General features: G+C 42.8%; 23 protein-coding genes. 9 read left to right on the top strand and 14 right to left on the bottom strand.

The features are described 5' to 3' along the window. Positions 1 to 395: 395 nt before the first annotated feature. On the bottom strand, positions 396 to 2,663 hold the full coding sequence (secDF, locus tag C509_RS0104590; protein WP_018705734.1) for a protein translocase subunit SecDF: 2,268 nt from the start codon (positions 2,661 to 2,663) through the stop codon (positions 396 to 398). Positions 2,664 to 2,738: 75 nt separating this feature from the next. Then, the gene (locus C509_RS0104585; protein ID WP_018705733.1) at positions 2,739 to 3,056 is read right to left on the bottom strand and encodes a post-transcriptional regulator; all 318 of its coding nucleotides are present in this window, start codon (positions 3,054 to 3,056) and stop codon (positions 2,739 to 2,741) included. Between the two features lie 117 nt (positions 3,057 to 3,173). Between C509_RS0104585 and spoVB the strand changes: the two genes are divergently transcribed. Continuing rightward, on the top strand, positions 3,174 to 4,718 hold the full coding sequence (gene spoVB, locus C509_RS0104580; protein WP_018705732.1) for a stage V sporulation protein B: 1,545 nt from the start codon (positions 3,174 to 3,176) through the stop codon (positions 4,716 to 4,718). Positions 4,719 to 4,789: 71 nt separating this feature from the next. Here spoVB and C509_RS0104575 read toward each other — a convergent pair whose 3' ends face one another. Continuing rightward, positions 4,790 to 5,437: a DUF421 domain-containing protein gene (locus C509_RS0104575; protein ID WP_018705731.1), complete on the bottom strand. Its 648-nt coding sequence runs from the start codon at positions 5,435 to 5,437 to the stop codon at positions 4,790 to 4,792. 151 nt (positions 5,438 to 5,588) lie between these two features. Between C509_RS0104575 and C509_RS0104570 the strand changes: the two genes are divergently transcribed. Then, positions 5,589 to 5,984, top strand: a complete 396-nt coding sequence (locus C509_RS0104570; RefSeq protein ID WP_018705730.1) for a TIGR04086 family membrane protein — start codon at positions 5,589 to 5,591, stop codon at positions 5,982 to 5,984. Between the two features lie 53 nt (positions 5,985 to 6,037). Here the strand turns inward: C509_RS0104570 and yajC are convergent, their stop codons facing one another. From yajC to ruvA, 6 genes are read right to left on the bottom strand one after another with little or no spacing between them, the layout of a single operon-like run. Next, positions 6,038 to 6,298, bottom strand: coding sequence for a preprotein translocase subunit YajC (gene yajC, locus C509_RS0104565; protein WP_018705729.1), 261 nt, complete (start codon positions 6,296 to 6,298; stop codon positions 6,038 to 6,040). 32 nt (positions 6,299 to 6,330) lie between these two features. Beyond that, positions 6,331 to 7,470, bottom strand: coding sequence for a tRNA guanosine(34) transglycosylase Tgt (gene tgt / locus C509_RS0104560; protein WP_018705728.1), 1,140 nt, complete (start codon positions 7,468 to 7,470; stop codon positions 6,331 to 6,333). Between the two features lie 26 nt (positions 7,471 to 7,496). Then, a complete protein-coding gene (gene queA, locus C509_RS0104555) occupies positions 7,497 to 8,525 on the bottom strand; it encodes a tRNA preQ1(34) S-adenosylmethionine ribosyltransferase-isomerase QueA (protein ID WP_018705727.1) in 1,029 nt (342 codons plus the stop codon). 3 nt (positions 8,526 to 8,528) lie between these two features. Continuing rightward, a complete protein-coding gene (locus C509_RS0104550; RefSeq protein ID WP_018705726.1) occupies positions 8,529 to 8,735 on the bottom strand; it encodes a DUF2905 domain-containing protein in 207 nt (68 codons plus the stop codon). Beyond that, entirely contained in the window at positions 8,732 to 9,733 is a 1,002-nt protein-coding gene (gene ruvB / locus C509_RS0104545) for a Holliday junction branch migration DNA helicase RuvB (RefSeq protein ID WP_018705725.1), read from the bottom strand. Before ruvB ends, C509_RS0104550 begins: the two co-directional genes overlap by 4 nt. A gap of 20 nt (positions 9,734 to 9,753) precedes the next feature. After that, positions 9,754 to 10,374, bottom strand: a complete 621-nt coding sequence (ruvA, locus tag C509_RS0104540; protein ID WP_018705724.1) for a Holliday junction branch migration protein RuvA — start codon at positions 10,372 to 10,374, stop codon at positions 9,754 to 9,756. A 273-nt stretch (positions 10,375 to 10,647) separates the two neighbouring features. Between ruvA and C509_RS0104535 the strand changes: the two genes are divergently transcribed. The 3 genes from C509_RS0104535 to C509_RS0104525 all read left to right on the top strand — a co-directional run bounded on the left by C509_RS0104535 (position 10,648) and on the right by C509_RS0104525 (position 12,834). Then, positions 10,648 to 11,151 carry a DUF1648 domain-containing protein gene (locus tag C509_RS0104535; RefSeq protein ID WP_018705723.1) on the top strand — a complete coding sequence of 168 codons (504 nt, stop codon included), beginning with the start codon at positions 10,648 to 10,650 and terminating at the stop codon, positions 11,149 to 11,151. Between the two features lie 261 nt (positions 11,152 to 11,412). Then, positions 11,413 to 12,096, top strand: coding sequence for a YflT domain-containing protein (locus C509_RS0104530; RefSeq protein ID WP_018705722.1), 684 nt, complete (start codon positions 11,413 to 11,415; stop codon positions 12,094 to 12,096). 120 nt (positions 12,097 to 12,216) lie between these two features. Further along, entirely contained in the window at positions 12,217 to 12,834 is a 618-nt protein-coding gene (locus C509_RS0104525; protein WP_018705721.1) for a YktB family protein, read from the top strand. 41 nt (positions 12,835 to 12,875) lie between these two features. On the opposite strand, the gene C509_RS0104520 is transcribed toward C509_RS0104525, so the two are convergent. Both C509_RS0104520 and C509_RS0104510 read right to left on the bottom strand, forming a co-directional pair. Continuing rightward, the gene (locus tag C509_RS0104520; RefSeq protein ID WP_018705720.1) at positions 12,876 to 13,676 is read right to left on the bottom strand and encodes an ABC transporter ATP-binding protein; all 801 of its coding nucleotides are present in this window, start codon (positions 13,674 to 13,676) and stop codon (positions 12,876 to 12,878) included. Between the two features lie 419 nt (positions 13,677 to 14,095). Further along, positions 14,096 to 14,596, bottom strand: a complete 501-nt coding sequence (locus tag C509_RS0104510) for a spore coat protein (protein WP_018705718.1) — start codon at positions 14,594 to 14,596, stop codon at positions 14,096 to 14,098. Between the two features lie 188 nt (positions 14,597 to 14,784). On the opposite strand from C509_RS0104510, the gene C509_RS25365 reads away from it, so the two are divergent. Then, positions 14,785 to 14,886: a YjcZ family sporulation protein gene (locus tag C509_RS25365; RefSeq protein ID WP_018705717.1), complete on the top strand. Its 102-nt coding sequence runs from the start codon at positions 14,785 to 14,787 to the stop codon at positions 14,884 to 14,886. Positions 14,887 to 14,971: 85 nt separating this feature from the next. Here C509_RS25365 and C509_RS26385 read toward each other — a convergent pair whose 3' ends face one another. Then, positions 14,972 to 15,139, bottom strand: coding sequence for a hypothetical protein (locus tag C509_RS26385; RefSeq protein WP_018705716.1), 168 nt, complete (start codon positions 15,137 to 15,139; stop codon positions 14,972 to 14,974). 151 nt (positions 15,140 to 15,290) lie between these two features. On the opposite strand from C509_RS26385, the gene C509_RS0104495 reads away from it, so the two are divergent. From C509_RS0104495 to C509_RS0104485, 3 genes are all read left to right on the top strand, one after another. After that, positions 15,291 to 15,665 (top strand): DUF2512 family protein, encoded by a 375-nt coding sequence (locus C509_RS0104495; protein WP_018705715.1) that lies wholly within the window; start codon positions 15,291 to 15,293, stop codon positions 15,663 to 15,665. A 24-nt stretch (positions 15,666 to 15,689) separates the two neighbouring features. Further along, positions 15,690 to 16,532, top strand: a complete 843-nt coding sequence (locus C509_RS0104490; RefSeq protein WP_018705714.1) for an MBL fold metallo-hydrolase — start codon at positions 15,690 to 15,692, stop codon at positions 16,530 to 16,532. An 87-nt stretch (positions 16,533 to 16,619) separates the two neighbouring features. Then, positions 16,620 to 16,820 (top strand): heavy-metal-associated domain-containing protein, encoded by a 201-nt coding sequence (locus C509_RS0104485; protein ID WP_033369759.1) that lies wholly within the window; start codon positions 16,620 to 16,622, stop codon positions 16,818 to 16,820. Positions 16,821 to 16,892: 72 nt separating this feature from the next. Here C509_RS0104485 and C509_RS26380 read toward each other — a convergent pair whose 3' ends face one another. After that, positions 16,893 to 17,063 (bottom strand): hypothetical protein, encoded by a 171-nt coding sequence (locus C509_RS26380; RefSeq protein WP_018705712.1) that lies wholly within the window; start codon positions 17,061 to 17,063, stop codon positions 16,893 to 16,895. A gap of 15 nt (positions 17,064 to 17,078) precedes the next feature. Then, on the bottom strand, positions 17,079 to 19,046 hold the full coding sequence (locus C509_RS0104475; RefSeq protein WP_018705711.1) for an aconitate hydratase: 1,968 nt from the start codon (positions 19,044 to 19,046) through the stop codon (positions 17,079 to 17,081). Positions 19,047 to 19,105 lie beyond the last annotated feature (59 nt).

Raw genomic sequence — 19,105 nt, 5'->3', positions numbered from 1 at the left:
TTAATCTTTATGCTGCTTTATGAGACAGAATATGTCGACGGCGCCACAGGGACAAACCTCCCTATGACGTACCATCCTACTCCCCTATTCGACAAAGTACCTTTTTTTCTTGCAGATGGCTTTCAGGGATAATGACTCAGAGTACGATTACAGAAATCACTGCCTCTATGCCATCAAAAATCTCGCTAAATCGTCGCATGATGTTTAGCAAAGTTCAATCCACATAGAGTAAGCTAAGCGGCAAGACTCATTGTTTCCTATTCATTGCGGGGTCCACCTAACCCTCAAGATCTGCAAGGCCATTATGGGAATTGTCTCGTGCTTTTCTGGCCAACAGAAGGCTTCTCCATATTTCTGTTAATGTTATCGTCGTTGAACGGACGTTTCCTGCTTTATTATACTTGCGGTTCATCCGACCATTTCTTCTTTTCTTTTACCGTATTGATCGGTCCTTTTTTCTTCAATTCCTTAACCTTCAAATCGTACCAAATCTGCGCTGAAATGAAGATGGATGAATAAGTACCTGCTAATAGGCCAACGAGCAGTGCAAACGAAAAATTTCGAATGGACTCACTTCCAAAGATTACTAGCGCCAATACAGTGACAATGACCGTCAATACCGTATTAATGGAACGCGTCAAGGTTTGGCGAAGCCCTGTGTTGACAATATCTGCAATATCCTGCTCAGTTTTCAGACGTTTTTTCGCCCTCATATTTTCGCGGATTCTGTCAAATGTGACAATGGTGTCATTGATGGAATACCCCACAATGGTCAACACAGCCGCAATAAAGGTCAAGTCCACCTCCAGCCTCGTCAAGCTAAAAAACGCGACAATGAAAAAAGCATCATGGACAAGGCCGAGGATAGCTGAAAGCCCCATCCTGAACTCAAAACGAAGTGATACGTAGATAACTATACCTAAGGCTGCTATTGAAAGAGCATATAATGCGTTTCTTGCAAGTTCTTTACCTACTGTTGATGAAACCGTGCTGACATTTGGCTCTGCCCCATACTTATCTTCAAAATGATCTTTCAGCTTTGCAATTTCATTTTTAGTCATTACACCTTTATAACGTGCGACGCCAATATCCTTATCTGCCCCCGAAAGTACAATGTCATCAGACGGCATTCCGATATCGTCCAGATCAGCTTTCAACTCTTCAGTTGTCAAAGGTTTTCCGGCATCGATTTCCACACGGGTTCCGCTTGAAAAATCAATTCCCAAATTCAATCTGAACATACCTAGGACGATAGCTCCTGCAACAAACAGGGCGACGGAAAAGACATAAAATTTCTTCCTGTTTTTTACAAAATCAAATCGATCAAATGGTGTTTTCAGCTCGTGCGCAGAAATATTTTCCGACAGATCATGGATTTCAGATTTTTTCACCCCAAACCAGCCCGGTTTTTCTTTAAAGAAGCGGCTGTTGATCCATAGCCCGAGAAGGAACCTCGAGCCGTATACAGCTGTCACAAAGCTCATCAATATACTTAATATGAGCATTGTCGCAAATCCCTTGACAGAGCTTGTACCGAAGTAAAATAGAACCGCTCCGGCCAAAAGAGTTGTTATATTTGCATCAAGAATGGCAACGAACGAAGACTTGTTTCCTGCCTGGAAGGCTGAGCGCAGTGACCGTCCAAGCCTAATCTCCTCCTTCAGCCTTTCATATGTCAGTATGTTGGCATCCACCGCCATTCCTACACCGAGGATCAAGGCTGCAATGCCTGGTAAAGTAAGAACCCCGTTCATCAGGCTGAATAATAGCAAAATCAAATAGATGTAAATGGATAAGGTGATCGAAGCAATGACACCAGGGAAGCGATAATAAAAGATCATAAATAAGAAGATAATCGCAATCCCGATGATTCCTGCAGTAACCGTCTTATCCATTGCCTGCTCACCAAATTTGGCACCAACTGACGTAGAGTAAACTTCCGTCAATTTAACAGGGAGGGCCCCGGCATTAAGCAGGTTGGCAAGGTTTTCAGCCTCTTCAGTGGTAAAATTCCCCTCAATTGAAACTTCCGTTTGATTAAACACCTGATTGACGTTTGGGGCGGAAAGCATTTTTTGGCTGCCGCTTGTAACCGCCTTTTCGTATGAGTCAACGCCTTCCTCAAAATCCATCCAAATGGCTAATTGATTGTTCGGCTTCATGCTTACAATCTTCTCTGTCACTTCTTTGAATTTCTTTTTATCCTTCAATTTCACGAGTACGATCGGCTGGTTCGTATCCGGGGAGAAGCTTTGTTTGGCGGCTCCTTCAACGAGATCAGTGCCGTCCAGCATCACCTTGTCATTAACATCTCTAAAAGTGAGCGTTGCTTGAGTTCCAAGAATCTCCCTGGCCTGGTTCTGATCCTCGACTCCTGCGAGTTGAACTCTTATCCTGTTCGTACCTTCAACCTGAATATTCGGCTCGCTTACACCCAGGACGTTTACTCTTCGGTTGAGTGCATCTGTTGTATGTACCAAGGTATCCTTTGTTATTTTTTGCCCTTCTTTGGCCGGTTCCACGTCATATAAGACCTCAAAACCACCCTGGAGATCAAGACCGAGCTTTATATTTTGTATGATATTGTTTGTGGTCGAGCCCATAATTCCAGCGAGAAAGATCAATATGAGAAAAAAGGCTACGATCCTGCTTCTCTTTACCATTAAAAATAAGTCCTCCTTGCGATGACATGCATCTTCTTATGTCTGTTTAGATTATGAAACAGATAAATAGGAGTGTCAATCATCATCTGTTTTCAATAATTGTTGAAGGTCATCATTCCCGATCCCCTCAAATGGATCTTCTTGCGAACGATACGCTTCGACAGTTACAAAGTTCATAAAGTCACCGGCCTTCAATGCCAGGACATCGGAAACCAATTCGTGTACCCTTATCCCTTCTGTGGGTTTTTTCCATCTTTTTTCCGTTAAATATCTCCAAATATCATTTATGGAGATATCCTCATAGCCAAGCAACGCAAACTCCTCAGCCTTGCTCATTAATGCAGGTTTGAGCCTATGAAAATAATCATCGTACTCATGCCTTTGTTCCGACATCCGCATTCCCACCCTTCATTTTGCAAGACAAAACCTGAACTTGTCATGCTTTGTCCAAGTCCATGCATATACATAATTGTAATCGAATTGAGCAAATTTGAGAAGGCAGGGAAATAGATGTCAAAGTTTTTAAAAGGCACAATGATTTTGATGGCTGCCGGGCTAGTGACAAGGCTGCTTGGCTTTATCAACAGAATTGTTATTGCCCGGTTGATCGGGGAAGAAGGGGTAGGCCTTTACATGATGGCTTATCCGACATTGATCCTTGTTGTGACAATTACACAACTCGGTCTGCCGGTGGCCATTTCCAAAGCTGTTGCTGAAGCAGATATAAAAGGAGACCAGCGAAAAGTAAAAAAGATTCTCGTTGTTTCATTAACCGTAACCGGAACGCTCTCTCTTATATTTACCCCTGCGTTAATTATGCTGGGGCCGCTGCTTTCCAAAACACTTTTTACCGATCCCAGAACCCTTTATCCGCTTACAGCCATTGCGCCGATCATACCGATCGTTGCCGTTTCCTCAGTTATTAGAGGTTATTTTCAGGGAAAGCAGAATATGAAGCCGTCTGCTGTATCCCAAATCTTAGAACAGGCAGTTCGCATTACGCTGATTGCCGTACTTACAAAGGCCTTTCTTCCAATGGGGATTGAATATGCGGCGGCGGCTGCAATGGTTGCATCAGTGATAGGAGAGCTCATTTCACTTTTATACTTGTTTGCCATGTTTAAAGTGAAAAAAAGGTTTCCCGTCAGAAGACATTTTTTACACGCCTTAAAAGGTGGAAGAGAAACGTTCAAGGAATTGATGAATGTGGCATTGCCTACAACCGGCAGCAGGATGATCGGGTCTTTGTCTTGGTTTTTCGAGCCGATCATTGTATCCCAAAGTTTGCTGTTGGCAGGGATTGCCGCCGGCATCGCCACAAAACAGTATGGACTTTTAACTGGCTATGCCCTGCCTTTGCTGACCCTGCCTTCTTTTATTACTTTTTCCCTTGCCACATCCCTTGTCCCAGCCATAAGCGAGGCTAACGCTGTCCGCAACCATAGGCTGGTAGAATACAGGCTTCAGCAGGCACTGCGCTTCGCCCTGCTCTCCGGGGGGTTGTCCGTAATTGTTTTGTTTACTTTTTCCGAGCCATTAATGAAGCTTATATACGGCTCGGAAAATGGTGCTTATTTTATTAAGCTGATGGCCCCATTTTTCATCTTTCATTATTATCAGGGACCGCTTCAGGCTATTTTACAGGCCCTTGACCTGGCTAGGGCCGCCATGATCAACAGCTTGATCGGAAATGCCGTCAAACTGGCAGTCATCTTCTTGTTAGCATCCCAACCGAACATCGGAATTACAGGAGCTGCTCTTGGAATTGCAACCGGGACCTTATTGATCACTGCTCTGCATTATGCCACCGTTTTAAAAAAGGTTCAATTTACTGTATATATTTATGATTATGTAAAGTTTTTCGCGGCAGCCATCCTTGCGGGGTGGAGCGGAAAAATAATATTTGACAGCCTATACCTTGATTCAAATTTTATAAGACTGGCCATAGGAATTATATTCACAACATTAATCTATTTAGCCTTGCTGTTTGGCTTTAAACTTGTGAAAAAAAGTGACATGACAAAAATCCCGGTCATCGGAAATTTTATAAGGTAGAAAAAAGAGGGGTCTGACTCCCATCACACTAAAGTGGTAATGGGTTGATGTGGTGGGGGGGGGCAGACCCCTCACTCATCAATATAGTCTACATAGAATCTTCCGTCCTGAAAGCTGCAAAAAGAAATGTTTTCTATTTCTTTATGCCCTCTTGCCTCCAGTTCACGCCTAAGCCACTGCTCGCTTTTGTTCGATTCTTTTAACCCGTCCAACTGGATTACACCGTCAATGATAAAGGGGATGGTAACGGATCCATCCTTCTTGTTATTGTCTTTTTTAAAAACTGACAATGCTCCGGATGTTTCTAAAATGGCAAATTCAACATCCGCAATATTATTGACATCCTTTTGCCTCAATTGCATGAGTAAATCATCAAAATTATAGCGGTGTTTTTTCATCTCCTTTTCATTAATTTTTCCCTTTTCTATTATGATTGATGCCTTTCCATCAACGAGGCTTCGGAATTTCCGGCTCTTTAATGAAATATAGGCCATTCCCGCCTGGATAAGAAGTAAAACCGCTATTGGGATAATCGTGTGCAAGATCGGATCTTTATGTTGTTCTATTCCAATCACGGCCATCTCACCCATCATTATAAAAACCACAAGATCGAGAACACTCAGTTCCCCAATTTCCCTTTTTCCCATGAGCCGAAAAACAACAAGGATCACCCCATATAGGATAATAGTCCGCACGATAATAACCAGAAAATCGTTCATTATTTGTTTCCCCCTGTCAAAAAAGCTCATGGCTTAGTATGGGCAACAATTTGATAAACATGAGGAAAAAGGCTTCTAATAACTGAGTTTGTGAATATGTTTGTAGAAGGACAGGCGTATTTTGCCCAAAAGTATATGAAAGGAGTGAAAGATGATCGAAGCAAAGAAATTCGGAGTATCCGTTTTATATGGGGTAATCACCATATTTTTGCTCGCTGCTATTACAAGTTTAGTTTTTTCATTTATTCTATCTTTCACAAATACCCAGGAAAAATCCATCACCTTGCTTATTACGATCATCTCCTTTTTCAGTGTCTTTGCTGGCGGATTCATCTGCGGAGGCAAAGGCAAGCAAAAAGGATGGGTACTGGGCGGAGCAACGGGTCTTTTATACAGCGTGATCATTCTCTTGTATCAATATTTAGGCCACGGCTCCCTTTTTACATTGGAACAGCTTGTTTACTACATTTGTTATACATTAACCGCCATGATGGGGGGTGTTCTTGGTGTAAATATTGCAGGCGGTCCCCCACAGCATCATTCGTAAAATATAAAAAAGAAGCGTCATGCTGTCACGCTTCTTTTTTGCATTGATATTCTCTAAGATTGTACTACTTCGCGAATCGCATTTCGATCGTATGTAAGTCTGCTGCCATCACCGCAAAGAATGACCACTTTCCCTTCATCAATTGCGTCGATTGTGCCATGGAGACCTCCGATTGTAATAACCTTGTCCCCTTTTTGCAAATTGCTCTGCATCGTTTGGACAGCCTTTTGCCGCTTTTGGTTCGGCCTGATTAACAAGAAATAAAAGAGCACGAACATCAAGATAAACGGTGTTAGATTGGCAAGTGTCTGCAAGTTCCTTCCCCCTTTCTTGGATGATGTATTATTTAGAAGTTTTTTGCGTCAGGACGATTAAATCCATAACGCTCAAAAAATTCTTTCCTGAAGTCACCGAGACGATCTTCTTTTATCGCATCTCTGACTTGCTTCATCAATTTTAACAGAAAATATAAATTATGGTAAGTCGTAAGCCTAATTCCGAGTGTTTCATTGCATTTAATTAAATGACGTATATATGCACGTGAATAATTCCTGCATGCATAACAATCGCAATTTTCATCCAGCGGTCCAAAATCTCTGGCATAGGCCGCATTTTTTACAACAAGTCGCCCTTGGCTCGTCATCAAAGTACCATTTCTTGCTATACGCGTCGGAAGGACACAGTCAAACATGTCCACCCCCCTTATTGCTCCATCAACAAGAGAGTCCGGTGACCCCACTCCCATCAAGTAACGGGGTTTGTCAGACGGCAAGAGTGGAGTTGTGAACTCGAGTACACGGTTCATTACATCTTTCGGTTCTCCTACAGACAAGCCCCCAATCGCATAGCCTGGAAAGTCAAGAGAAACAAGCTCCTTTGCACTTTGCTTTCGTAGGTCTTCATATTCACCGCCCTGTACAATCCCGAAAAGTCCCTGGTCTTCCGGGCGTTCGTGAGCTTTGAGACATCTCTCAGCCCAGCGCGATGTCCGTTCCACCGATTTTTTCATGTATTCATGTGAAGCCGGATACGGCGGACATTCATCGAATGCCATCATGATATCCGACCCTAGAGAATTTTGGACAGACATCGCCTTTTCGGGTGAAAGAAATAATTTATCCCCGTTCAGGTGATTACGGAAATGGACCCCTTCCTCTTCAATTTCCCTGAATTCACTTAAACTGAATACCTGGAAGCCCCCTGAATCAGTCAGAATACCCTGATCCCAGTTCATAAACTTATGAAGCCCTCCGGCCTCTTCGACGATATCCTCTCCAGGTCGCAGCCATAAATGATAGGTATTGCTGAGAATAATTCCAGCTCCCATTTCTTTTAATTCTTCGGGACTCATCGTTTTGACCGTTGCCAGCGTCCCTACTGGCATAAACATAGGTGTTTCATACGATCCATGCGGAGTATGAATCATCCCCAGCCTTGCACCGGTCTGTTTGCATGTCTTGATCAATTCATATGTAATGGCAGGCAATGAGAACCCCCCTTTCCTGTTTTATATTAAATAATCAACATAGCATCACCGAAACTGAAAAACCTGTACTTTTCTTGAACAGCCGTTTCGTATGCATGGAGAATATTTTCACGTCCAGCCAATGCACTGACAAGCATGATCAATGTAGACATTGGCAGATGAAAATTTGTAATTAGTCCATCTATTGCTCGGAATTTATAGCCTGGAAAAATAAAAATATCAGTCCAGCCGCTGCCTGCTTTAAAAACTCCATCATTTTCCACTGCGATAGTTTCTAACGTCCTTGTTGAAGTGGTACCTACGGAAATGATTCTGCCTCCGTTATTTTTAACTTCGTTAAGAAGGGACGATGTCTCCTCCGACATGCGGTAAAACTCGGCATGCATATCATGGTCTTCGATACTATCCACACTTACAGGCCTGAATGTCCCAAGCCCCACATGAAGGGTTATAAAGGTAACATAGACCCCTTTTTCTTTAATTGTTTCAAGCATTTCATTTGTAAAATGGAGGCCTGCCGTCGGGGCAGCGGCTGACCCTCTTTCCCGTGCATATACCGTCTGATACCTGTCCTGGTCTTCCAGCTGTTCTTTTATATACGGAGGGAGAGGCATCTTGCCAAGGGAGTCCAAAATTTCATAAAATATCCCCTCATAATGAAACTCGAACAGCCTTCCCCCATGTTCCTCTGTCCTTGTACAAATCGCTTTCAAACGGCCATCGCCAAAAGTAATCTCGGTTCCCACTTTTACTCGTTTTGCCGGCTTGACGAGGGTCTCCCAGCAATCTCCGGCCACTTGTTTTAACAGAAGAACTTCCACTTTTGCCCCGGTGTCCGACTTTATGCCGAACAGACGTGCCGGAAGAACTTTCGTATCATTTAAAACAAGGCAGTCTCCCGGATTTAAATAATCAATTAAGTGGCTGAATCTTTCGTGCTTTATAGCTCCAGTCTTCTTATTCAATACCATCAACCTGCTTGATGATCGGTCTTTAAGCGGTACTTGAGCAATCAGCTCCTCAGGCAGGTCGAAATCAAACATATCTACTTTCAAAACTCATTTAAGCCTCCCAACTAGAAAAAAAATTGCCGATAGAATAACACTAATAATAATAGATGTCATAACGGGAAAAAAGAAAGTAGCATTTCCTTTCCTAATGACAATATCGCCAGGAAGCTTGCCAAGCTTAAGAAAATGGATCAGAAACCCTGCAATAAAAATAACTGCGCCGGCAACCATCAAAAGCTTTGCCATCCCGTTCAAGAGTTCGGCACCTCCAATTTGAAATGTTCATATACTTGCTTCGTCACCATTCGTCCCCTCGGAGTCCGTTGCAGAAAGCCGATTTGCAGAAGATACGGCTCATATACATCTTCTATCGTTGTCGATTCTTCTCCAATACTTGCAGCAATCGTATCAATACCCACAGGACCGCCCCTGAACTTTTCGATGATTCCTCGAAGCAACTTATGGTCAATATGATCAAGCCCAAGCTTGTCAACTTGGAGCAGTTCAAGAGCTTCATCAGCCAACGAAAGTGTAATGGTGCCATCCCCTCGAACTTGTGCAAAGTCACGGACCCTTCTGAGAAGACGGTTGGCAATCCGGGGTGTTCCTCTGGAGCGCCTTGCAATTTCAACCGCTCCGTCCCATTCGATTTCAGTTTCGAGAATTTCGGCAGTCCTAACGACAATATCGGTCAGTTGCTTGTCATTATAATATTCCAAGCGGCAAAGCACCCCAAACCGATCACGCAAGGGCGCTGAAACAGACCCTGCACGGGTAGTGGCGCCGACAAGTGTAAAAGGGGGCAAGTCCAGCCTGACAGATCTTGCTTCGGGTCCTTTTCCGATCACGATATCAAGGCAGTAATCCTCCATTGCGGGATAGAGAACTTCTTCGATTGCACGCGGCAGCCGATGGATTTCATCAATAAACAGGACCTCTCCGGGTTCAAGTGAAGTAAGAACGGCCGCAAGATCCCCAGGCCTCTCAATGGCTGGTCCGGATGTAGTCCTGACGTTCACACCCATTTCGTTTGCAATCACCACTGCCAGTGTCGTTTTTCCGAGTCCAGGAGGACCGTACAGCAAAACATGGTCAAGAGCTTCCTTCCTCATTTTCGCCGCTTGAATAAAAACGGACAAATTGTTTTTCACTTTGTCCTGGCCGATATACTGGGAAAGCGACTGCGGACGGAGACTTTGTTCAAAAGATACATCATTCATCGAAGCTTCTCCGGAAAGTACCCTTTCCTCCATCCATGAACACTCCTTCCATGTTATTGTTTCAGAAGCAATTGAAGTGCGTTTTTAATATATTGATCCGTCGTAAGGTCATTTGTCGCGAGCTTCGGACGAATCTTTTTCAATTCCCTCTCAGAGTATCCCAATGCCTCAAGAGCAAGCATCGCTTCGTCCAATTCCAACGAAACATCCGAAGTTTCTCCAGCCACTTCATGTTCAACACCTGCTGCAGCTTCCGCCATTCCTTCCGGTATCACGTCGTTCAATTTCCCTTTTAGATCCAGGATTATTTGTCTGGCCGTCTTCTTTCCGACTCCAGGAAACTTAGTTAAAAATTTCTCGTCTTCTATCTCTATTGCTTGGATGACCTGTTCAGGCTCTCCAACAGCTAAAATGGCCAAAGCCCCTTTTGGGCCAATCCCAGAAACACTGATCAATTTCTTGAACATCTGTCTTTCCGTGTTGGATTCAAAGCCATAAAGTGCAAGGATGTCTTCCCTTACATGCTGATATGTATAGATAATTGTTTCCTTTCCTTTTTTCGCGGAAAAAATGAAAGGATTCGGCGTCAAAATCTGAAAACCGATTCCATTATTTTCTATCACTACATATTCGGGGCCAATTTGTCCCACAGTCCCTTTGATATATTCGTACAATGCTTTCTCTCCTCTTTCATACTAACCATCATTGTATCATATAATTCAATCTTCACTATACAAAAAACAACATATGTTCTAATTGAATTTCTGATGTTTAATATAAAATATACAGCACAAAAGATTTCCGAAATTTGCGCAAAACTGACTTTCAAATACAATTCACCACGTGTATTGATGTTCCAGTCAAGTAGTGTTTTCTCGTAATACTTGCTTTATTCTGTTATGAAACCTGAAAGGTTTTCGCCCGTATAGCTAAAAGAGGTGTTTTAGATGAAAAACTACGACCGTCCGAAACTGGACATCCCGAAGACAACATTCGAAAAGGCGCTGGACTTATCGGCTGGGCTTATCTATGCCGCATGCATTGTTTATTTAATCGTCATATGGGGAGATTTGCCCGATCAGGTACCTGGCCACTATAACGCAATTGGTGAAGTGGACCGGTGGGGGTCGAAATGGGAATTGATCACGTTGCCAATCGTGGCAGCAGGACTTGCGACTCTTATGTCATTCTTTGAAAAACATCCTGAATGGCATAATTATATGACGAGTCTAAACGAACGGAACATCGAATTTCAGTACAAAAATTCGAGGATGCTGCTAAATGTCACGAAGAATATCATAGTCGGGCTCTTCGTGTATCTCACTTGGAAGACCGTTCAGATAGCGCTTGGAAAAGCCGGATCGATCGGCTGGGGCTTCCTGCCGATATTTCTTGCTCTAACATTTTTGCCAATGATTTTCTTTATCGTACGATCGATAAGAAAGCAATGATCCCCGCCTTTAAGGACTGTACACTCTTAATAACCGGCAGATTTTATAACATCCCTATACTGCTCAATAAAGATTATCTTGATAAAAAAATTATACTTTGGCTTATCTCACACCAATTCCGTAAGGGGAATACAGAAGTCAGAGTCAACGATGAGTTGCCATAAAAATAGATAGTTTAGAACTATCACGACGGGGTAAACAAAATGAAACACTCCACTTCAACTGACACTGGCAAAAGACTAAAGAGGAGGGGCTTCAAGAATGAAAAAGAATATTGTCGGAATCTTCGCCACAAGCTTTGAGGCTATGAAGGCCATTGATTCGTTAAGGCATGACGGAATAGATAATGATCATATATATGTAATCGCCAATGATGTTTTGAAGTCCGATACGATTGAGGAAAAAACCGGCGTGACTGTCAAAGATGGACGCCAACATACTGAAAGGTATGACAACTTCTGGAAGGAGCTCAAATTCTTTTTTACAAATGAAGATACAGAACCAAGGAAGTACTCCGATCTTTTATTGGATCTTGGTGTGACAGAAACGGATGTTGCCAGATATGTAAGTGAATTGGAGAACGGACGTATTTTAGTACTTGTGGACAGTCATGTCGATCGAGGCAGGACCGAGACTTTATCTACAGAAAATATGCCTCTGAATAATACGGACAATATAAAAATTCATGGCGAAAAAGTGGACAATTTCACAATGGGAGATAGATTTGACAGAGATAAACATAGTCTGAATGGAAGGGTTCATGCAATATCTCGGAAGGATTCCGAAAGACAGGCTGGAAGGCCAAAAGAACGCGAGGCAGGTATTGTATCGCGAGGTAGAAAAAGGGAATACGAGGAAGAAGTCAACCCTTTTGAAAACAGATATACAAGTGGCTATTCAGGTCAAAATTTAGACAATAGCGGCAATGAACAGCCTGATTACTGAAATAGTCCTTCATAGCCCCCGGGCATATGCCTGGGGTTTTTTCGTTTTGAGAGCATTTTGATTATACACAGTGAATTATTTGGTAAACTAAATATATCATTCGAGAGAGGAGTTTTAATGATGCAGTTTGATGGTTTTACAAAAAGTGACTTTCAGACATTTCATATCGACGGCCTGGACAAGAGAATGTCCGCCATCCAAAATAGAATTCAACCGAAATTCAAAATAATTGGAGAAACTCTAACTTCCGACTTAACCGCCATGATCGGCAATGAAATGTATTTACATATTGCCAAGCACGCTAGAAGAACAGTGAATCCGCCTAAAGACACGTGGTTGGCCATTGCAAATAACAAGCGGGGCTATAAGAAACACCCCCACTTTCAAGTCGGGCTTTTTGATGACCATGCATTTCTTTGGCTTGCCTATATATATGAGTTACCGGAAAAGTCCGAAATTGCGAAGAAGTTTTTGAATCATATGGACGTGATCCAAGAGAAAGTGCCCGGCAACTTTGTCATTTCGATGGACCATATGAAAAAGGACGCTGTCAGGCTAGATGAAATAGACTTAAAAAAAGCGCTTGAACGCTTCCGTGACGTCAAAAAAGCTGAGTTCCTGATCGGAAGACATATTGCTGCAGACGACCCTATAGTCAAAGATGGTGAGCGATTCGTATCATTGGCAAAAGAAACATTTGAAACACTTGTCCCTATCTATAAGTTAGGCTATGAATAAACATAAAAAATAAGCCGGCACATATGGCCGGCTTATTCCTGTTAACTATTCACTTCAGCATGTTGGGCCACCGACAACCAAGGCCTTTTTTCTTTCCAGTGCACGCTGACCGGAAGTTGAAACGCTTCAGACAATAAATCATCTTTTAAGACTTTTTCTTTAGGGCCTGCAGCCACTATCTTTCCATCATTCAGCAGCAAAACATGTGTAATATCTTCGACCAATTCTTCAATATGATGGGTGACATAAATAATGCTGCAGTTGTTTCTATCAATTTCCTTTGTTAAAGCCAAAACCTGCTCTCGGGATAAAATATCTAACCCTGTACAAGGCTCGTCCAATATTAATAATTTTGGATCGTTCATTAAAGAGCGTGCAATCAGAACCCTTCTTCTTTCTCCTTGTGACAGCTGATGATATGGTTTTCCCTTTAATTTTTCCAAACGGAATCTTTCTATTAAGTCATCCGCCTTATCCCAGTCGGCTTTTGCCACTTCTTCATAGATTCCAAAGGAAGCGAATTTTCCACTTACAATAATTTCTTCTATCGATTCATACTCAATAATATGGGAAAAGCGGTTTAAAGAACTGCTGACAAAGCCAATCTCTTTACGAAGATCCGGCAGGTACGATTCCCCAAACCGGTGATCAAGTACCGTTACGCTTCCTTCAGAAGGAAAATGGTAGCCTAATACGATATTCAGGATAGAAGTTTTTCCTGAACCATTCAACCCAAGAATTCCCCAATGCTCCCCCTTCTTCATTTTCCAGTCAATGCCGCTTAGAATGTTGCGGCCATCCCGTTTCCACGAAACATCTTGAAGAGTTAAAATCGTGTCCATATATTTCATCCCCGCTTTTCGAATAAAGAGTTTATTTTACAGTAGCAAAATATTGAAAAGGTGTAAATGATATAATAATCAATCTCCCTCTCCAAACCGAGAAATGACAGTGAAGTTATATCAGGGATGCTGGGAAATGGCACATTTTCCGATAAATGAACAGTTCCATCCCCGTTCATAGCAGCTTTAGACCACTTTCACCTCCATAATTCGTTCTTCAAAAGACTACATTGTTGTTGAATTGGTCCTTCTTTGTTGCCACTGACCGAAGGTATATAGCCTTTAAAGATATATAAAACAAAGATCAACAAGATGCTTGTCATTAAAATTATTAAAAATTCCTGTTTTTTGTCCAAAAGACTCCCCCTTTTACCTGTTATTTTATGCAGGTGAAAAGGGGAATCTTCACACTGCTTTTTTTATTCATAAGGCATTGTTAATGCACGCTCAGCATTGTTTAAGTCATTTTTAAGAAGCATTCCCAAATCATAGGCAGGATAATAACCTTTTGAATGCATGTAATGGAAAATATCCCCATGGCTTTTTATAGCCCGATTGAGATGATTTGTTAATGTTTGCCTTAGTACTGGTGTAGCTGTTTCGGTTATAGCAATCGCGTAATTCCGAACCGATGCCTTGCAGAAGCTGAGCAATTCTCCTGCTTGAAAGCCGGATTGGTCCTGGCGGGGTTCCTCTCGTTGGGGCTGAATGGGCGCGGACGGGTAATATTGGACCAATTCCCTGATATTGTGTTCCAACTCCTGGATTGATTTTCTGTATATCCTTTTTAACTGAGAATCCCTTACGTTTTTTATTCCCGCTTTCAACTTCATCAACCCTATCGCCTGACTGGCGACAAGTTCATGCACCTCCAATGTTTCGTGCCAAGCTAAAGTATTCCGGTTATTATCAAGGGACATGACGTTACCTCCATCTGCTTTCTATAACAACCATCCTATTCAAGCAATGGAAAATGGTCATTGGCATTTCGTTTAACACTCATAGATGATTCATTCGTATATTTTCATGATTTTAGGATTCTTGTCTTAACCAGTGTCGGTTTTTCCCATATTCTATAATGAAGCCAAAAGACAAGGAGGTGCTTTTTATGGGCTACTCAGGCGGTTACGGCACAGGCTTTGCCTTAATTGTCGTATTGTTTATCCTCTTGATTATTGTTGGAACTTTCTATGGTTACGGAGGATACTAAATATGAGCTTGCCTGAAAGATATTTGTCAGGCATATTTTAAAAAAAGCCAAGAGACGACTTTCAAGTCGTTTCTTGGCTTTTGTTTTATCCCATTGATTTGGTTTGGTTACCGCCTTTTCCCTGTCCCATATTTGATAGCTGCGGAACCATGTTTGAAAGCTGTCCGCCCCGACCTGTCATCATACTGTATGCAGCAGCTCCGATTCCTACAGAAGCAACAATGGGTAATATTTGAATTTTGTTGTTTCGCATCCCAGTTCACCCGCTTTATTTTTTTGTGCTCACAAGAGCATCTATAGCTTTTCCGCTTCATCTTAAAAAAAACATACACTTCTTCCCAGATGTTAAACCTTTTGGTTTTTCGGGTATAGCCATAATGGCCATAACGATAGGAGGATTTTATATGGATGAAAGAGTCAATCACGGAAAAGCTATTTGTATGAAGGCCCTGATGGTATTTGCTGTCGCATGGGTCATATTATCACTGCTCAACAATGTAACGTTTATGCACTCAACACTGCTCGGCATAACGCTTTTGCTCCTTTCCTATTTTACAGGAGATATGTTTATCTTGCCTAAGATGGGCAATCGCGCCGCAATGGTCGGGGACTTTGTTCTTTCATTGGTCATCATATGGGGCGGATTAAACGTTTTAGGATACGACCACGCATTCGCGAAAGCCGTATTAGCTCTAGTGATCATTTGTACAGGCGAATACTTTTTTCATCTTTGGCTGCTGCGTACCCAATTTAAAGAGACACGTGCCGGACAATATTAAATTGTTTCCAAGGAGGGCATCAACATGGAAAAAAGCATGTCATACGGAAGTGATTATAAATACATTCCCGCAACTTCGATAAAAAGTGGAAGGGGAGATGAAGTCCGTCCGGATGTTTATTACCATACAATCCAAATTGTGAATATAGCCCTTATTGGCCATCCAGGCTCCGGCTTTGTACTTATCGATGCTGGAATGCCGCATTCTGCCGATCAAATCATTTCACTCGCGGAGAATAGATTTGGTTCTGACGCAAGGCCCGATGCTATTATCCTTACTCACGGCCACTTCGACCATGTCGGCGCCTTGATTGAGCTTGTTGAACAGTGGGATGTTCCTGTATTTGCACATGAGCTTGAACTGCCATATCTTACCGGAAAAAAAAGCTATCCTAAGCCTGACATGACAGTAGAAGGTGGAATGGTGGCCAAAATGTCACCAATATTCCCTGTTGAACCCATAAATTTGGGTGATCAAGTGAAAAAGCTTCCTTCAGATGGAACGGTGCCCAACCTACCTGAATTTCACTGGTTTCATACACCAGGCCACAGCATCGGACATGTCTCCCTTTTCCGGGACAATGATGGAGTATTAATCGCAGGAGACGCCTTTGTAACAGTTAAGCAAGAATATTTATATAGAGTTTTTACTCAGGAAAAAGAAATTAGCGGACCACCCAGATACTTGACTCCGGACTGGGATACAGCCTGGGAATCCGTAAAGAAGCTTGAATCTTTGAAACCCGAAGTGGTTGTTACAGGTCACGGCATTCCAATGGAAGGGGAAGAATTGTCCAGGAATCTTGAAAAACTGGCAAGCGATTTCGATAAAATTGCCATACCGGATTACGGAAAATTTTTAAATTAAGAACACCGGGAAGCTAGTAGTCGGTTCCCCGGCTTTCCCGTATATGAACTCCTTAAAGAGAAAGGTGTTGGAAAGTGTTTGGACAGCATGACTGTATATATCGATGTAGCAAATAACAAGCAAGCAATCGAAAAACTTGAGGAAATCCTGCTGCAGTTAAATGGAGTGGAAAGAGCTTTAGTGGATATAGATGATGGTGAAGTAAAAATTACATTTAGTGAAAAAGAACTTTCGCACGAAGCCATTCTTTCAACGATTTCAAGGAATGGCTTTGACATCTTACCATAAAAGTGATAATGCTCTGTTTAATCCAAAAAGGACGGAAATGAATCCGTCCTTTTGTCAATTTTAATTTCTTGCCTAATCCAATAGTCGGTTATTTTCATCTACTTCCATGATTTTTGTGTCGGGAGTTTCTCTGCCTATAAAACCTGCCCCCCTGCAGACACTGCATTTATATTGCCACCCTTCATCATCAGCCAGCATTCCCGTTCCATGACAAGCTTTGCAAGGATTGTCCCGTATATCCATTAAGATTCCCTCCTTTTATTTTTCAAATGGCGATTCTTCCCTTATCCGCTCTTTTACCAAGTTAATCAAACCGCCCTTAAGCATCACTTCGACTTGCCTCTCTGATAGTGCATGAGTAACCATTATGGATGTATTTTTCCCTTTTACATTAATTGTAAACTCATTCCCCTGTTTCACTTTATTTCGTAAATCGGACAGTTGGAGGATATCTCCCTGCTCTATCTGAGCATAATCATCGGCGTTTACGAAGGTTAAAGGCAGAACGCCAAAATTGACTAGGTTTTGCCAGTGGATGCGTGCAAAGTCCTTTACAAGAGCAACGCGCAGCCCTAGATATCTCGGTGCCAAAGCAGCATGCTCCCTGCTTGACCCTTGTCCATAATTAAAACCCGCGACAATGGCATGTCCGCCTTTCACGACACTTTCCATACCTCTTGCATAATACGTTTTATCTACAATTTCAAAAGCAAATTTGCTAATTTCCGGAAGATTGCTGCGGTACGGGAGCACCCGCGCTCCACCTGCAAGAATTTCATCGGTTGAAATATTATCACCCATTTTTAATAAGATCGGCAATTCCATTTCGTCAGGCAATGGATCCATAGGCGGTATGGAAGCGATATTCGGACCTTTGTAAAGCTCAATTTCCTTAGCTTCCTCATGCGGCAGCGGCTCATCCAACAAAGTGGTATCAACTGTCGGATTTTTCGGTTCCTTTATCTTCGGATACGGCATATCAAGCGTCCGTGGATCGGTAATTTCACCTTTTAAAGCGGAAGCTGCCGCAGTTTCCGGACTGCACAAAAATACGCTGTCTTCCTGCGTTCCCGAACGTCCAGGAAAATTACGCGGAGTCGTTCTTAAACTATTTCTCCCTGTAGCCGGTGCCTGCCCCATCCCGATACATCCATTGCAGCCAGCTTGGTGAAGTCTCGCTCCTGCTTGAAGAAGACTGGCAATATGTCCTTCTTTTACAAGATCCGTCAACATCTGTCGTGATGTAGGATTGATATCGAACGAAACGCCACTTGCGACCAACTTACCTTTCACAATTTCAGCTGCTACAGCAAAGTCCCGGAAACCCGGATTTGCTGAAGAACCAACATAAGATTGATAGATGGGTGTCCCCGTCATTTCAGAAACCGGTACAACATTCCCTGGGCTGGACGGCTTTGCGATCAGAGGCTCCAATTCGGACAGATTGATTTCCTCATCAATGTCGTATGAAGCTCCTTGGTCTGCGACAAGCTCAACCCAATCCTCTTCTCGCCCCTGTTCCTTTAAAAAGCGCTTTATTTCTCCATCGGAAGGAAATACTGTTCCTGTTGCCCCGAGCTCAGCCCCCATGTTCGCTATCACATGTCGATCCATCGCGCTTAGGTGTTCCAACCCTGGGCCGTAATATTCAATCACTTTTCCGACGCCGCCTTTGACATCATGCCTGCGAAGAAGCTCCAAAATAATATCTTTGGCACTGACCCAGTCAGGCAGCTCCCCTGTTAACTTGATTCCCCATACTTTCGGCATCTTAATATAAATGGGTTCTCCTGCAATGGCCAATGCCACGTCCATTCCGCCGGCACCCATGGCGAGCATTCCCATGCAGCCGTTTGCACAAGTATGACTATCGGATCCAAGCAGGGTTTTACCCGGCTTTGCCAAACGCTGCATATGCACCGGATGACTTACTCCATTTCCCGGCCGGCTGTAATACAGACCGAAGCGTCGGGTGGCGCTTTGTAAAAACAAGTGATCGTCTGCATTCTTATTGTCTACCTGAATGATATTATGGTCCACGTATTGCGCCGAGGCTTCTGTTTGCGCACGCTCCACTCCCATTGCCTCTAGCTCCAACATGACCATCGTTCCAGTTGCATCCTGTGTCAGCGTTTGGTCAATTTTCAATCCGATTTCTTTTCCAGGCACCATTTCACCTGAAACCAGATGGGATTCAATCAGCTTTTCTGTAATGTTCAGCGGCATCCTACTTCCTCCTCAACTAACTTGAAGTGTTGTACTTATGATTGTTATAGGCTAAGTGA

Origin of the sequence: Siminovitchia fordii DSM 16014 = CIP 108821, from assembly GCF_000374565.1 — a bacterium.
GTDB lineage: Bacteria > Bacillota > Bacilli > Bacillales > Bacillaceae_C > Siminovitchia > Siminovitchia fordii.
The sequence above is the reverse complement of the archived record's forward strand: the minus strand, read 5'-3'. Positions and strand labels throughout refer to the sequence as shown.

Coding starts and splice junctions, on each gene's coding strand:
- secDF (WP_018705734.1), bottom strand. CDS start 2,663: ATGGTAAAGAGAAGCAGGATCGTAGCCTTTTTTCTCATATTGATCTTT.
- C509_RS0104585 (WP_018705733.1), bottom strand. CDS start 3,056: ATGTCGGAACAAAGGCATGAGTACGATGATTATTTTCATAGGCTCAAA.
- spoVB (WP_018705732.1), top strand. CDS start 3,174: ATGTCAAAGTTTTTAAAAGGCACAATGATTTTGATGGCTGCCGGGCTA.
- C509_RS0104575 (WP_018705731.1), bottom strand. CDS start 5,437: ATGAACGATTTTCTGGTTATTATCGTGCGGACTATTATCCTATATGGG.
- C509_RS0104570 (WP_018705730.1), top strand. CDS start 5,589: ATGATCGAAGCAAAGAAATTCGGAGTATCCGTTTTATATGGGGTAATC.
- ruvB (WP_018705725.1), bottom strand. CDS start 9,733: ATGGAGGAAAGGGTACTTTCCGGAGAAGCTTCGATGAATGATGTATCT.
- C509_RS0104535 (WP_018705723.1), top strand. CDS start 10,648: ATGAAAAACTACGACCGTCCGAAACTGGACATCCCGAAGACAACATTC.
- C509_RS0104530 (WP_018705722.1), top strand. CDS start 11,413: ATGAAAAAGAATATTGTCGGAATCTTCGCCACAAGCTTTGAGGCTATG.
- C509_RS0104525 (WP_018705721.1), top strand. CDS start 12,217: ATGCAGTTTGATGGTTTTACAAAAAGTGACTTTCAGACATTTCATATC.
- C509_RS0104520 (WP_018705720.1), bottom strand. CDS start 13,676: ATGGACACGATTTTAACTCTTCAAGATGTTTCGTGGAAACGGGATGGC.
- C509_RS0104510 (WP_018705718.1), bottom strand. CDS start 14,596: ATGTCCCTTGATAATAACCGGAATACTTTAGCTTGGCACGAAACATTG.
- C509_RS25365 (WP_018705717.1), top strand. CDS start 14,785: ATGGGCTACTCAGGCGGTTACGGCACAGGCTTTGCCTTAATTGTCGTA.
- C509_RS26385 (WP_018705716.1), bottom strand. CDS start 15,139: ATGCGAAACAACAAAATTCAAATATTACCCATTGTTGCTTCTGTAGGA.
- C509_RS0104495 (WP_018705715.1), top strand. CDS start 15,291: ATGGATGAAAGAGTCAATCACGGAAAAGCTATTTGTATGAAGGCCCTG.
- C509_RS0104490 (WP_018705714.1), top strand. CDS start 15,690: ATGGAAAAAAGCATGTCATACGGAAGTGATTATAAATACATTCCCGCA.
- C509_RS0104485 (WP_033369759.1), top strand. CDS start 16,620: ATGACTGTATATATCGATGTAGCAAATAACAAGCAAGCAATCGAAAAA.
- C509_RS26380 (WP_018705712.1), bottom strand. CDS start 17,063: ATGGATATACGGGACAATCCTTGCAAAGCTTGTCATGGAACGGGAATG.
- C509_RS0104475 (WP_018705711.1), bottom strand. CDS start 19,046: ATGCCGCTGAACATTACAGAAAAGCTGATTGAATCCCATCTGGTTTCA.